The following is a 13405-nucleotide window of genomic DNA, read 5'->3' on the forward strand; positions in this document are numbered from 1 at the left end:
AGTAGCGGCCAGACCCGCTGCCCTCTAGCAGCTATGCCGCGATTGAATAGCTTGGCGCAGCCGTTTCAGAGCATGTGCCCCGCCCAGATGCCTTGGGCCACCAGCTCGCTGGCAATGTCCACAAAGGTCTGGCCGACGTAGCGCGTTGCAGGGCTTACTTGCCGATCGGCGGGCAGCACGAGCACCAGCTTGCGCATTGGCGTCGGGTCAACCAGCGGCGCGGCGCATAGCGTGCCGTCATTCAGGCGGGAGTAGATGGAGGCCAGTGGCAATGCCGTATAGCCAAAACCATTGCGCACCAGGTCGATCATCGCGCCAAAGGAGTCCGCCTCGACACTGGTGGTGATCTTGAAGCCTCGCTCAAGGGCGCACTGGTCCATGATCTTGCGCAGCCCATGGCGGGGGCTGGGCAGCACCATCTGTTCATTGGCCAATTCTGCGAACGACACGGCCGTGTCCAGGTTCAACCTGGCCTCGGGAGGGCCAACCAGGACCAGGTTCTCCATCATTACCGGTTCGATTCGCAACGTGTGCAGTGGCTGCGGATCGTATGAGATGGCCAGCTCCAGCTCGCCCCGCTGCAACCAGTCCAGCAAATAGCCGCTGAACGCCGATGAAAAGCGGATCGAGAGGTCCGGGTGAGTGTCGCGGATGCGCTGCACCAACGGCACAGTGACAATCTCGGCGATGGTCGGCGTGGTACCGATGGCGACCATGCCGCGAAATGCGGCACGCCCGCCGGCTACCGAGGTACGGATGGACTCGAGTTCGTCCATGATCCGGGTGGCCCGTTCAAGAACCTCGAGGCCGGCAGCGGTGATTTCCATACCGCGGCCATGCCGCTCGAACAGGTAGACGCCCAGTTCCTTTTCCAACTGCCGAATCTGCCGGCTCAATGCAGGTTGCGCCACATGGAGCCGGTCCGAAGCCTTGCTCAGGCTGCCAAGCTCGGCCACATGGATCAGGGTTTTCAGTTGCACTACGTCCATCGGTCAACCACTGGCAGGGGGAATGGGCGCCTCTGAACGGCGTTTGGACAGTCTAAAGACAGCCTCGGGCAGCAGCTATAGCATTTGGGCATAGCAGCTAGAACCAAAAGCATACGCCACAGCACGATTGGGCTATGGGCGTCTTCCTGATGATCGGGTTGCCTACCGCGTGCTATGGGCTCACCTATGCCGCCCCGGCATATCTCAAAGAAAAAAACGGTAGTCGTCCTGCGCTGCATCTCGTCGCATGATGAGGAAAAACAAAAGCAGCACTGCCGGGAGATACCCATGTCATCGCAAGAAGCTGAACAGAACTGGCAAGAGGACGTGTTCCGTGTTCTCAAGGCCCACGACGTCAAGCATGTCGTGTTCGTACCGGACGCTGGCCACTCGGCGTCCATTCGCATGTCCTATGCAGACCCCGACATCAAGGCCGTTGTGCTCACCACGGAAGAAGAAGGCATTGGCTACCTGGCCGGCGCCTGGCTGGGTGGTGAACGTGGCGCCCTACTGATGCAGTCGAGCGGTGTCGGCAACTGCATCAACACCCTCGCCTTGCAGAACTGCGCTGGTTTCCCCCTTCTGATGGTAGTGACCATGCGGGGGGACTGGGCTGAATTCAACGCCTGGCAAAACCCGATGGGTCAGGCCACTGAAGCCTCCCTGAACCTGATGAAAGTGATGACCTGGCGCGCTGACAAGCCTGAGGATGTGGCCCCCCTGCTACATGGCGCCGCCACCATGGCCTTCAACGGCGATGCCGCCACCGCCCTGCTGCTTGGTCAGCGCCTGATCGGAGAAAAGAAATGGGTCAAGTAAGCGCCAACCACGTGCTTTGCCGCCGGGAGGTCGTCCGTACCTTGCTCGCCGATCGCAATGATGTGCTCGTCGTCACCGGCCTGGGCTCTGCCTCCTATGATGTGATGGCCGCGGGTGACCACGACAACAACTACTACCTTTGGGCGGCCATGGGCAGTGCCATTACCGTGGGCTTGGGCCTCGCCAATGCGCAGCCGGACAAAAGCGTGGTGGTTGTCACCGGGGATGGTGAGCTGCTGATGGGGTTCGGCGCACTGGCCACTGTTGCACTGCAGCAGCCGAAAAACCTGACCATCGTGGTGCTGGATAACGGCCACTTCGGTGAAACCGGTATGCAAGTCAGCCACGCCGGCTTCGGCATCCAGTTGGACCGGGTCGCTGAAACCTGTGGCTTTGCCTGGACCCAGGAAATCCGTGAAATGGACGGGGTCCATGCCCTGCGTGAGCGTTTCGCCAATCGGGACGGGGTCAAGCTGGCCACGGTGAAGATCAAAGCCGAAAACCCGCCACGTGTACTGCCGCCGCGTGATGGCCAATACATCAAGAACCGTTTCCGCGCCGCCCTTGGCTTCCAGCCTATCTGACCGTGTTATAGGGTCGGGCCGGCGGCCGAACCACGATGACGCTGCCGGCCTGCCCCACCCTGGAGAATGATGATGATCGACAACAATCAAGAAGAACTCAACGCCATTCGTGAGGGTGTACGTGCCCTGTGTGGCGATTTCCCGGCCGAATACTGGCGCAAGGTCGACGAAGAAAAAGGCTTCCCTGAAGCCTTCGTCAAAGCCATGACTGAGGCCGGCTGGCTGTCGGCGATGATACCCGAGGAGTTTGGCGGCTCCGGCCTGGGTCTGGCCGAGGCCTCGGTTATTCTTGAAGAAGTCAACGCCTGCGGCGGCAACTCGGGCACCATCCATGGCCAGATGTACAACATGTTCACCTTGCTGCGTAACGGCAGCGAAGAACAAAAGCGCTACTACCTGCCCAAACTGGCCAGTGGCGAGCTGCGCCTGCAGTCGATGGGCGTAACAGAGCCGACCACCGGCACCGATACCACCAAGATCAAGACCACGGCGGTTCGCAAAGGCGACAAGTACGTGATTAATGGCCAGAAAGTGTGGATCTCTCGCGTCCAGCATTCTGACTTGATGATCCTCCTGGCGCGTACCACCCCGCTCGCCGAGGTCACCAAGAAGGTAGATGGCATGTCGATTTTCCTGGTCGACCTGCGTGAAGCCATCGGTAACGGCCTGACCGTACAGCCCATTGCCAACCTGGTGAACCACGAAACCAACGAGCTGTTCTTCGACAACCTGGAAATCCCTGCCAGCAGCCTGATTGGCGAAGAAGGCAAGGGTTTTCGCTACATCCTCGACGGGCTCAATGCCGAGCGTACCTTGATCGCCGCCGAATGCATCGGCGATGGCCGCTGGTTTATCGAGAAATCCAGCCAGTACGCCCGTGATCGCGTGGTATTCGGCCGCCCGATCGGCCAGAACCAGGGCGTGCAGTTCCCCATCGCTGAAGCCTACATCGAAATCGAAGCCGCGGACCTGATGCGCTGGCGTGCTTGCGCTGAGTACGACAGCGGTCGCAACGCTGGCGCCGCCGCGAACATGGCCAAGTACCTGGCGGCCAAAGCCAGTTGGGAGGCCGCCAACGCATGCTTGCAGACCCACGGCGGCTTCGGCTTTGCCAATGAATATGACGTCGAGCGCAAGTTCCGCGAAACCCGCCTTTATCAGGTCGCGCCCATTTCAACCAACCTGATCTTGTCCTACGTGGCCGAACATCTGCTGGAACTGCCACGTTCGTTCTGACCCGGGTCCCCCTCGCCAACCGTGAGGGGCCTGCCATAACAAGAGAGACATCAATCATGAGTCAGCCCATTCGCCCACTTGACGGCATTACCGTCATCAGCCTCGAACATGCGATCGCCGCGCCCTTCTGTACCCGTCAGCTGGCTGACCTGGGCGCCCGGGTGATCAAGGTCGAACGCCCGGGCAGTGGCGACTTCGCCCGTGGTTACGATCAGCGGGTCAACGGCCTGGCCTCGCATTTCGTCTGGACCAACCGCTCGAAAGAAAGCCTGGCCCTTGACCTCAAGCAGGATATCGCCGGGGACATCCTTGACCAGCTACTGGAGCAAGCCGATGTGCTGGTGCAGAACCTGGCGCCAGGCGCGGCCGCCCGCCTTGGGTTGAGCTTCGAGCAATTGCACGAGCGCTTCCCGCGGCTCATCGTCTGCGACATCTCCGGCTATGGCGCTGGGGGCCCCTACGAGCAGAAAAAAGCCTATGACCTGCTGATCCAGAGCGAAGGCGGTTTTCTTTCGGTCACCGGTGGGCCCGGCGAAGACGGGATGGCCAAGGCGGGCAACTCGATAGCTGATATCGCTGCCGGTATGTATGCCTATACGGGCGTCCTCTCGGCCGTACTGTTGCGGGAAAAAACCGGCATCGGCAGCCACGTTGAAGTTTCGATGTTGGAGAGCCTGGTGGAGTGGATGAATTACCCGCTCTATTACGCCTACGAGGGTGCCCCGCCACCGCCTCGCGCTGGTGCAGCGCACGCCACGATCTATCCATACGGCCCATTCCCTATTGGCGATGGCAGCACCGTGATGCTCGGCCTGCAGAACGAACGGGAGTGGCAGCTGTTCTGCGAGCATGTGCTGATCCGGCCAGAGCTTGCGGATGATGATCGGTTTTCTGCCAACTTCAAACGCGTGGCCAACCGTGACGCCCTGCGAGCGTTGATCATCGAGGCTTTCGCCCCATTGAGCTTCGATACCGTTATTCAGCGGCTGGACCAGGCCAGCATTGCCAACGCCAAGGTTAACGATATGCAGGGTGTCTGGGAGCACCCACAACTAAAAGCCCGAGACCGCTGGCGGCGCATCGACACGGCCGCAGGCAGCGTTCCCAGCCTGCTCCCGCCCGCCACCAGCAATGCCTTTGCACCCCGCATGGGCCCGGTCCCCGCGCTTGGCGAGCACAGCGAAAACATCCTTGCCGAACTTGGCCTGACTCATGAACGAATTCAACAGCTGCGCGCTTCAGGGGTCATCTGACCCCTCTTTTTACCGCCTGTTGTGAGAGCTCAAGAACAGAGTATTACTGCTTATGAAAGTGCTGGTCGCTATCAAACGTGTGGTCGATTACAACGTCAAAGTCCGCGTCAAGGCGGACAACGCCGGCGTCGACCTTGCAAACGTCAAGATGTCCATGAACCCCTTCTGCGAAATCGCCGTGGAAGAAGCCGTACGCCTGAAGGAAAAAGGCGTGGCGACCGAGATCGTCGTCGTTTCCGTCGGCCCGACCACTGCCCAGGAGCAACTGCGTACCGCCCTGGCCCTGGGTGCCGACCGTGCCATCCTGGTAGAGGCCGCTGACGAGCTGAACTCCCTGGCGGTGGCCAAGGCGCTGAAAGCCGTTGTCGACAAAGAGCAGCCGCAGCTGGTCATCCTTGGCAAGCAGGCCATCGACAGCGACAACAACCAGACCGGCCAGATGCTGGCTGCGCTGACCGGCTACGCCCAGGGCACCTTCGCCTCCAAGGTCATCGTTGCTGGCGACAAGCTGAACGTCACTCGTGAAATCGATGGCGGCTTGCAGACCGTGTCGCTGAACCTGCCAGCCATCGTCACCACCGACCTGCGCCTGAACGAGCCACGCTATGCGTCGCTGCCGAACATCATGAAGGCCAAGAAGAAGCCGCTGGAGACCGTCAAGCCTGACGATCTGGGCGTTTCCCTCGCCTCCACCAACACGACCCTGAAAGTCGAAGCGCCAGCTGCGCGCAGCGCGGGCATCAAGGTCAAATCGGTGGCCGAACTGGTCGAGAAGCTGAAGAACGAAGCGAAGGTAATCTGATGTCTATCCTGGTAGTAGCTGAACACGACAATCACACACTCGCCGCGCCGACCTTGAATACTCTGGCTGCAGCCCGCCAGATCGGAGGGGAAGTGGTGGTCCTGGTCGCGGGGCTGGACGTTTCCGGTGTCGCTTTCGCGGCGGCGCAGATCGCTGGAGTGAGTAAGGTGCTAATGGCAGACGACGCTGCCTACGCGCGCCAGCTCCCGGAAAATGTTGCGCCATTGGTGGCCAACCTGGGTCGCGACTTCAGCCATGTACTCGCCCCTGCCACCAGCAACGGCAAAAACATCCTGCCACGGGTGGCAGCGTTGCTGGATGTCGATCAGATCTCCGAAATCATTTCGGTCGAGTCTGCCGATACCTTCAAGCGCCCGATCTATGCGGGCAACGCCATCGCCACCGTGCAGTCGAACGCCGCAGTCAAAGTCATCACCGTTCGATCCACCGGCTTTGAGGCCCTGCCGGCAGTAGGCGGTAGTGCTCCGATCGTGGCATTGGCTGGCGCCTGCGATACAGGCATATCGGCGTTCGTCGGCGAAGAACTGGCCACGTCCGATCGCCCCGAGCTGACCGCGGCAGACATTGTTGTTTCCGGTGGCCGCGGCATGGGCACCGGTGACAACTTCAGCCACCTGTACCGCCTGGCCGACAAGCTCGGCGCGGCAGTTGGGGCATCACGCGCGGCAGTAGACGCAGGCTTTGTTCCCAACGACATGCAGGTCGGCCAGACCGGCAAGATCGTGGCCCCGCAGCTGTACATCGCGGTCGGTATCTCCGGCGCGATCCAGCATTTGGCCGGCATGAAGGAATCCAAGGTGATTGTCGCGATCAACAAGGATGAAGAAGCGCCGATCTTCCAGGTGGCCGATTACGGACTGGTCGGCGACTTGTTCGATATCGTGCCAGCACTCACCTCCACGCTGTAACAGGACAAAAACAATGACCCCATCAGCACCTGAAACCTGGATCGGTCGCAGTCAGACCGTGCACGATTGCATCAGCCATAACCTGGTAAAACGTATTGCCGCAACCCTGAGTGAGCCAGCGCCAGCTCCGGGTGCCCCCCTGCCCGAACTCTGGCACTGGGCATTCTTCCAGGACGCCGTCGAGCACTCCGGGCTAGGCGGGGACGGCCATCCCGCGCGAGGCGGCTTCTTGCCCCCGGCGGATAACCGCAACCGCATGTGGGCGGGTGGTCGCCTGGAGTTCATCCACCCGCTGCGCGTGGATGCCCAGGTATCTCGCCGTTCGACCATCCTCAACGTTCAGGAAAAGCATGGGCGTACGGGGTCCTTGCTGTTTGTCACGGTACAACATGAGTACGTGCAAGACGGCCAGCGGGCGCTCATCGAGGAACAGGACATCGTTTATCGTGAGCCATCGCCACCCAAACTGGGCGGAACCGAGCCGATGCCGCAGGGAGACTGGCATCTTCACGTTCAGCCAAGCCCGACGTTGCTGTTCCGCTATTCGGCGGTGACGTTCAACGGCCACCGCATTCATTATGATTGGCCGTATGTGACCGAAACCGAGGGTTACCCTGGCCTGGTGGTGCACGGCCCCCTGATCGCAACGCTGAACGTGCAAGCATTCGTACGGGCGAACCCGCAATTGACAGTGCGTCGATTCAGCTTCCGTGGTGTTCGTCCCTTGATCTGCCCTGACGCATTCGAGGTCGGTGGCCGATTGATCGGTGAGGGTAAAGCCCAGGTCTGGGCTGGCAATCAGGCAGGTCAGGCCCAGGTCGGCGAGATCGAATTCGTCCAGGAGGCACGCCAATGACACAACAACCCGTAGTCCGTAGCGCGCTTTTCGTTCCCGCGACTCGCCCAGAACGCATTCCGAAAGCATTGGCCAGTGGTGCGGACCGGGTCATTGTCGACCTTGAGGACGCTGTGGAAGAGACGCTGAAGGAGCAGGCGCGCAACAATCTCGACCAGTTCCTCGACGATCATCCGCAGGCCAAGGTGCTGGTACGGGTGAATGCGCCTGGTCATTGGGCCCACGAGGCTGACCTGTCGCTTTGCCGGCGTCATGCCGGGGTCATCGGCATTCTGCTGCCGAAGGCTGAAAGCGTTGACCAGATCGATCGCGCCCATGCCACTGGCAAAGCGGTGTGGCCAATCATCGAAAGTGCCAAGGGCCTGGCTGCCCTAGCATCCCTGGCGGCAGCGGCTGGCGTAGACAGGTTGTCATTTGGCAGCCTGGACCTGGGCCTGGACCTTGGCCTCAGCACGGGTAGCGCAGCAGCCGAGCACGTGCTGGGGCATGCCCGTTACGCAGTGCTGCTACATAGCCGTGTCGCGGAATTGGCCGCGCCCTTGGACGGCGTGTTCCCCGCCATCCAGGATATCGACGGCTTGCAGCGTCAAGTCCGGTTTGCACGGGACATGGGCTTTGGCGGCGCCTTGTGCATCCACCCAAGCCAGGTCAAGGTGATCCACGATGCCCTGAAACCCTCGCATGACGAACTGGATTGGGCTCGACGGGTGGTCGAGCAGGCCGAAGCTGGCGCCGGCGTATTCACCCTTGATGGCCAGATGGTCGACGCTCCGGTGATCCTGCGTGCCCGGGCAATCTTGCTGCAGGCGGGTTGAAGGGTTCAGTGCATGCTCCCGTTACAGCACGCGACCACTGTTCTGACGCGCAGGGGTAATCTGTATCGGGGGCACCCGTCGAAGAGGTGCCGTATGTGGTTGATGAATGGCACAGCCCTGCCACCGCGCAAGTGCTGCAAGCGCTTGATCTGCCGGCTGCTGCGTGCCCTATCCAGGTTGCCGGCGTATGGTTGACGCCGCCCGTACATGCCCTCCACCTGTCATGCAGGCCGCGTCAGAGCTGATGGTTGAAATAGGCTATACCGCCATGACCATGCGAAAACTGGCGCAACGTGTCGGAATACTCCCAGGCAGCCTTTACCATCACGTCGACTGCAAACAGGATCTCCTGCTCAATGTGGTCCTGGACATCGTCGAAAAACGTCTTCAGGCGTGGCATGCGAGCGTATGCCCACGCGACCTGAAGGGATATGTGTGTTTCTCACTCGAGCGGCAAGTCACCGTCCCACAGGAAGATTTGATCCTGCGACACGAGGTCAGGCACCTTGAAGCCAGCCACCGGCGCTGGCTGGATCGGGCGAGTGCACGGCTGGCCCAGCCTGTGGAATGCATCATTCAGAAAGGTTGTGCGACAGGCCAGTACCGCGTGGATGACCCCTCCAAAGCCTCGGTGGCGATCGTTGCGATTATCGAAAGCGCCAACAGCCTGCGGCTCAGCAAGGCGCCTTTCGATGAAACCTGGATCCAGGAGCACATCCTGCAGGCGTGCACTGCATTGCTGCGACCTCATCAACGCGCGCTCTGGTGCTCAGGCCACCGCAATCATCCTTGACCTATCCTGTCTGCAAGCACGCCCGGACGGAACGGATCAGGACCTAGATCATGTCATTCAGATTCACGCTGTGGTCGAGCCTCGCGCAGTTCACCCAGGGGATCCGTAAAGAGTTCTCCAACCCGGACCGCCTCCCCCAACGCTTGCTGGACGAAGCCGAGACGCTGCTGTCCATGTTGTTGGCTATCGGCATGGCGCATTATCTGGCGGTAGATAATGTTGGCTGGGCTGCTTTCAGTGGCTACATGGTGATGCGTTCAAGTCTGCACGACTGCGTTTACCGTGGCGGGCTCCGGATCATCGGCACTGCCGCAGGCGGCTTGGCCGCAGCAGCGCTACTGACTCAAATGCAAATAAGCGTGCATTGGCTTGGTCCCGTCATAGGGCTGGTCGGCGCATGCACGCTGTGGTGCGCCATCCGCCATGAGCATGGTTACGCCTGGCTGTTTGCCGGACTGACATTCGCCATGGTGGCTATCTCCGGATTTGACGCGACGGGTGGCCCATCCGTGATCGAGATAGCCAGAACCCGCCTGGAGGAAGTGGCATGCGGCACCCTTGCCTGCTGGTTCGTAGCCATGCTCTCCGGGCGGACTGTACGCAAGATGTTTCCAGATGGTGCGTTATCTTCCCGATCTGGCGCGCGTGTGAACGAACCGGACCTTGACCGTTGCCTGCTACGTCATGTGCTGCAGGCAGGGCTGGCGTTGGCGTTGATCCCTTCCTTGGGTATCTGGCTGGAAGTGGGGGGATTGAGCCAGGCAGCTATCACCGTCATGGCCGTGATGATGGTGCCACCTGGGGCGCTTTTGCCAGGTAGCCGCGCAGTCACGCTGCGCAATGTTCATCGCCTGGCAGGCTGCTGCGCGGGCGCTGCCTGTGCGGGGCTGGCTTTATGGCTGGTAGGCTCGAACTGGATCGCCATGACCCTGGCAATGTGCATCGGCGTGATGGTCGGGCGGCACATCGAGAACAGTAACCGCTCATACACTTACGCCGGCACCCAATTTTCCCTCGTGTATCTGGTAGTGATGGTGCCTGATACTTACGTCAACGTCAGCCCTGCGCCCGGGTTCATCCGCCTGGAGGGGGTGCTGGCAGGTTTCGTCCTGATCGGCGTAATACGCCTGGCGAATCAGCTGATCCGCCAGAGCGCCTCCCAATGAAACTAGGCTGACGAATGATTGCTGGCCTGGAGCCGTTGTCGATAGGCTGCAAACACTTGCGGGTTGACCATACGTGGCCCCTCCTCCCCGCGCAGCACCTGCAGAATTTGCTCCGCTGCCCATAGCCCCATGCGCAGACGGGCCTCGCGGGTTACACCTGCGGTGTGATAAAGGCCTACCACGTTATCAAGCCCAAGCAATGGATGATCGAGGGCTGGCGGCTCTTCGTCCCAGACGTCGATACCCGCCCCCCCAAGGTGGTCACAGGCCAGCGCCGCATAAAGTGCGGCCTCGTCATGCAGGCCGCCACGCGCCGTATTGATGAAAATGGCGCCCTTGCGCATCGACGCAAACGTTGTTGCGTTCATCATGTTCAGCGTCGAAGCCAGGCGGGGGCAATGTAACGACACGACATCACTCTGCTGCAACAGCGTCTTGAGGTCGCAGCCGGTTGCGCCCCGTTGATCGATCTGCTCGCTTGTCAGTAACGGATCATGGGCGATGACCCGCATGCCCAGGGCGTGGGCGATACGTGCTACCCGTGTACCTATCTCACCGATACCGACCAGACCCAGCGTTTTTCCTGAAAGCTCGAAGCCCATCAAATCTTCGCGAGAGAAACCTCGATCCCTGCGCAACCGCCGATCCGATTCGCTGATGCGCCGCGCACTGTCGAGCATCAGCCCGATGGTTGCCTCTGCTACCGATTGAGCATTGGCACCGGACTGGTTCACTACCAGAACGCCGGCACGGGTGCAGGCATCGACGTCGACGGTGTCATAACCGGCCCCATTGGTTGAGACACACAGCAGGTTTGGCAGTTGGTTGAGTAAACGTTCCGTCACACGCCATTCAGGTGGCAGCTCATCGCGTGCGGATGGCACCTGGTACACCTGGCAACTGCGCAGCGCTTGCATGATCAGCGCGGGCGCCTGGTCACGAGGTACGGTTTGCAACACCACATTGGCTGAAGCTTCGAGCGTCTGGGCCATCATCGGGTGGTACCAGACGTCGAAGCGTACGATTTTCTTCACTTCGCTATTCATGCTCGCCTCACCTCAATGGCTGATGTGGGATGGCGTTGATTTGCGTCCCATGAACTTGCGCACCCCAATGTTCTCCTCGACCTTGCCATCGCCATCCAGGTAGCCATGTCTGGAGAGGTCTGGCATCAACAGGGAGGAAACAAGGGTGATGGCAGCGATAGCCGCGACATACAGATAGAAGTACTCCTCCATGCCCAGCGAGCGGAAGCTCAGTGCTACGTATTCAGCGGAACCCCCGAACATTGCAGCACCTACCGCATAAGGCAGCCCTACACCAAGGGCCCGAACGGTTGGCGGGTAGAAGTCTGCTTTCAGCACGCCAGTAACCGGCGTATAGAAGGCTGCAATGAGCAACCCGGCGACCACCAGCGCGAATGCGCTCAGCGGGTCCTGAACAGACTTGATCGCTGACAACAGGGGTATGACCAGGAACGTGGACAGCAGACCGAAAATTATCATGTTGCGGCGTACGCCGATCTTGTCCGCAAGCATGCCGAAAACCGGCTGGGCAAACATGAAGATCACCAGCGCCGAAGCCATGATGATGCTCACTGTCGGTGCCGGAATACCGACGCTGACCACCAGGAATTTCTGCATGTAGGCCGTGAAAGTATAGAAGTACAGAGAACAGCCGATGGTAATGGTGAAAGTCAGCAGTACAGCGCGCTTGTGTTGCATGAGGCCCCTGAGCGAACCCGCCTCCTTGCTCTTCATCCCTTGCGCAGTGGCTGTTTCGCGCATGGTCCGGCGCAGGTACACCACCACGATCGAGGCCAGCGCGCCGATCAGGAACGGCACTCGCCAACCCCAGGCTTTCAGGTCCTGTTCAGACAGCACCAGTTGCAGCACTGCCACCGTCAACAGCGCCAGCAGTTGCCCTGCGATAATGGTCATGTACTGGAACGAGCCATAGAACGAGCGGCGCCCAGCGCGTGAGACCTCACTGATGTAGGTCGCGCCGGTGCCGTACTCTGCACCGACCGATAGCCCTTGCATCAAGCGGGCGACTACCAACAGGACCGGCGCCGCGACACCGACAGTGGCGTAAGTTGGCATGACAGCGATCATCAATGACCCACCGCACATCATGAACACGGAGATGATCATCGATATCTTGCGACCACGCGTATCGGCGATGTAACCGAATATCCAGCCACCCAGCGGGCGCATGAAGAAACCGACCGCAAAAATACCAGCGGTGGCTAATAGCTGGCTGGTCTGATCGCCCGCCGGAAAGAACAGTGAGGCGAAATAGATTGATGTGTAGGCATAGATGAAGAAGTCGTACCACTCCACCAGGTTGCCGGAACAGACACCTACAATTGCAGTTGTACGCTCTTTGCGAGTCAACGGACGTGCCGTGCCCATATCTGCATTCATGATCGCTACCCTTGTTGTTATTGTTTTGCCAACTCGGGTACAGCTTTGCACAGCGATGGTGGGACGGAAGACCTGCCTAAGATCTAACAGCTATGCCTTGCGGGCATGGCCGTTTACTTCAAACAAACTAAGCCGGGCTGATATCAGGGCAAGCTTGTGCTTGCCACTAAGCACACAGCCGAACGCCTGCTCGCTCTACCACGTGTGCAGGAAGCCCTGCCCCTTACAGGCAATAGAACTCGCTGACCTCTGCAACCACCTCCCCCTTGGCATTGTACAACCGCGCCTCAGGCGTCAGCGCCATCGACCGCCCCTCCAGCACATAGCGTTGGCCTGCCTGGAAGTTGGCGTAAGGGACCGTCAGGTAGCATTCGCGCACAGTAGTGCCGCCCATCAGGCTCAGCCCCCCGCCACCGCCCACTTCATAATCGAACCTGACGATCAGCTCATGGCTGCCCGGGCTCACTTGAAAGAAGCGCCCGTCGCTCAACCGTTGCTTATCCAGCCGTTCGGCCATCAGTAACCTGTCATTGGGAAATGGCACCGAGAAATCGACCCAGGCCATCTGCGGATTGGCGCTTGGCAGCGGCGATTGGCAACCTGTAACTGCCGTGATTGCCAATAAAAGCATCATTGTGCGCATGATCGGTGCACCTGGGGCTGGGGCTTTCAGGATACCGCCAACCAGCATTCCATACCGTACGAAATAGGTCCGTTCTGCCATTTCACAGGTAAAC

At 60.1% G+C, this 13405-nt stretch carries 14 protein-coding genes; 10 read left to right on the forward strand and 4 right to left on the reverse strand.

What is annotated here, in order from left to right; genetic code table 11:
- Positions 1–65: 65 nt before the first annotated feature.
- Positions 66–989, reverse strand: a complete 924-nt coding sequence (locus JOY50_RS13700; protein ID WP_138736408.1) for a LysR family transcriptional regulator — start codon at positions 987–989, stop codon at positions 66–68.
- A 288-nt stretch (positions 990–1277) separates the two neighbouring features.
- On the opposite strand from JOY50_RS13700, the gene JOY50_RS13705 reads away from it, so the two are divergent.
- From JOY50_RS13705 to JOY50_RS13750, 10 genes are all read left to right on the forward strand, one after another.
- Positions 1278–1808 (forward strand): thiamine pyrophosphate-binding protein, encoded by a 531-nt coding sequence (locus JOY50_RS13705; protein ID WP_019470870.1) that lies wholly within the window; start codon positions 1278–1280, stop codon positions 1806–1808.
- The gene (locus tag JOY50_RS13710) at positions 1796–2392 is read left to right on the forward strand and encodes a thiamine pyrophosphate-dependent enzyme (protein ID WP_016499729.1); all 597 of its coding nucleotides are present in this window, start codon (positions 1796–1798) and stop codon (positions 2390–2392) included. Before JOY50_RS13705 ends, JOY50_RS13710 begins: the two co-directional genes overlap by 13 nt.
- A 75-nt stretch (positions 2393–2467) precedes the next feature.
- Positions 2468–3628, forward strand: a complete 1161-nt coding sequence (locus JOY50_RS13715; RefSeq protein WP_169725183.1) for an acyl-CoA dehydrogenase family protein — start codon at positions 2468–2470, stop codon at positions 3626–3628.
- A gap of 56 nt (positions 3629–3684) precedes the next feature.
- Positions 3685–4881, forward strand: a complete 1197-nt coding sequence (locus tag JOY50_RS13720; RefSeq protein ID WP_192902507.1) for a CaiB/BaiF CoA-transferase family protein — start codon at positions 3685–3687, stop codon at positions 4879–4881.
- 52 nt (positions 4882–4933) lie between these two features.
- Entirely contained in the window at positions 4934–5683 is a 750-nt protein-coding gene (locus JOY50_RS13725; protein WP_132845647.1) for an electron transfer flavoprotein subunit beta/FixA family protein, read from the forward strand.
- On the forward strand, positions 5683–6612 hold the full coding sequence (locus JOY50_RS13730) for an electron transfer flavoprotein subunit alpha/FixB family protein (protein WP_243055410.1): 930 nt from the start codon (positions 5683–5685) through the stop codon (positions 6610–6612). Before JOY50_RS13725 ends, JOY50_RS13730 begins: the two co-directional genes overlap by 1 nt.
- 13 nt (positions 6613–6625) lie before the next feature.
- A complete protein-coding gene (locus JOY50_RS13735) occupies positions 6626–7468 on the forward strand; it encodes a MaoC family dehydratase N-terminal domain-containing protein (protein ID WP_132845651.1) in 843 nt (280 codons plus the stop codon).
- Positions 7465–8283 (forward strand): CoA ester lyase, encoded by an 819-nt coding sequence (locus JOY50_RS13740; protein ID WP_138736410.1) that lies wholly within the window; start codon positions 7465–7467, stop codon positions 8281–8283. The genes JOY50_RS13735 and JOY50_RS13740 overlap by 4 nt, the downstream gene beginning before the upstream one ends.
- A gap of 187 nt (positions 8284–8470) precedes the next feature.
- Positions 8471–9076: a TetR/AcrR family transcriptional regulator gene (locus JOY50_RS13745; protein WP_243055411.1), complete on the forward strand. Its 606-nt coding sequence runs from the start codon at positions 8471–8473 to the stop codon at positions 9074–9076.
- Between the two features lie 50 nt (positions 9077–9126).
- A complete protein-coding gene (locus tag JOY50_RS13750) occupies positions 9127–10242 on the forward strand; it encodes an FUSC family protein (RefSeq protein WP_243055412.1) in 1116 nt (371 codons plus the stop codon).
- A gap of 2 nt (positions 10243–10244) precedes the next feature.
- On the opposite strand, the gene JOY50_RS13755 is transcribed toward JOY50_RS13750, so the two are convergent.
- The 3 genes from JOY50_RS13755 to JOY50_RS13765 form a co-directional block, all read right to left on the reverse strand.
- The gene (locus JOY50_RS13755) at positions 10245–11288 is read right to left on the reverse strand and encodes a hydroxyacid dehydrogenase (RefSeq protein WP_132845659.1); all 1044 of its coding nucleotides are present in this window, start codon (positions 11286–11288) and stop codon (positions 10245–10247) included.
- Between the two features lie 12 nt (positions 11289–11300).
- Positions 11301–12656, reverse strand: coding sequence for an MFS family transporter (locus JOY50_RS13760; RefSeq protein ID WP_132845825.1), 1356 nt, complete (start codon positions 12654–12656; stop codon positions 11301–11303).
- A 235-nt stretch (positions 12657–12891) separates the two neighbouring features.
- Positions 12892–13311, reverse strand: coding sequence for a hypothetical protein (locus JOY50_RS13765; protein ID WP_132845661.1), 420 nt, complete (start codon positions 13309–13311; stop codon positions 12892–12894).
- Positions 13312–13405: the final 94 nt, after the last annotated feature.

It is taken from the genome of Pseudomonas sp. BP01, assembly GCF_022760795.1.
In the GTDB taxonomy this organism is placed as follows: domain Bacteria; phylum Pseudomonadota; class Gammaproteobacteria; order Pseudomonadales; family Pseudomonadaceae; genus Aquipseudomonas; species Aquipseudomonas putida_Q.

Coding starts and splice junctions, on each gene's coding strand:
- JOY50_RS13725 (WP_132845647.1), top strand. CDS start 4,934: ATGAAAGTGCTGGTCGCTATCAAACGTGTGGTCGATTACAACGTCAAA.
- JOY50_RS13745 (WP_243055411.1), top strand. CDS start 8,471: ATGGTTGACGCCGCCCGTACATGCCCTCCACCTGTCATGCAGGCCGCG.
- JOY50_RS13700 (WP_138736408.1), bottom strand. CDS start 989: ATGGACGTAGTGCAACTGAAAACCCTGATCCATGTGGCCGAGCTTGGC.
- JOY50_RS13735 (WP_132845651.1), top strand. CDS start 6,626: ATGACCCCATCAGCACCTGAAACCTGGATCGGTCGCAGTCAGACCGTG.
- JOY50_RS13705 (WP_019470870.1), top strand. CDS start 1,278: ATGTCATCGCAAGAAGCTGAACAGAACTGGCAAGAGGACGTGTTCCGT.
- JOY50_RS13710 (WP_016499729.1), top strand. CDS start 1,796: ATGGGTCAAGTAAGCGCCAACCACGTGCTTTGCCGCCGGGAGGTCGTC.
- JOY50_RS13765 (WP_132845661.1), bottom strand. CDS start 13,311: ATGCGCACAATGATGCTTTTATTGGCAATCACGGCAGTTACAGGTTGC.
- JOY50_RS13750 (WP_243055412.1), top strand. CDS start 9,127: ATGTCATTCAGATTCACGCTGTGGTCGAGCCTCGCGCAGTTCACCCAG.
- JOY50_RS13755 (WP_132845659.1), bottom strand. CDS start 11,288: ATGAATAGCGAAGTGAAGAAAATCGTACGCTTCGACGTCTGGTACCAC.
- JOY50_RS13740 (WP_138736410.1), top strand. CDS start 7,465: ATGACACAACAACCCGTAGTCCGTAGCGCGCTTTTCGTTCCCGCGACT.
- JOY50_RS13760 (WP_132845825.1), bottom strand. CDS start 12,656: ATGGGCACGGCACGTCCGTTGACTCGCAAAGAGCGTACAACTGCAATT.
- JOY50_RS13730 (WP_243055410.1), top strand. CDS start 5,683: ATGTCTATCCTGGTAGTAGCTGAACACGACAATCACACACTCGCCGCG.
- JOY50_RS13720 (WP_192902507.1), top strand. CDS start 3,685: ATGAGTCAGCCCATTCGCCCACTTGACGGCATTACCGTCATCAGCCTC.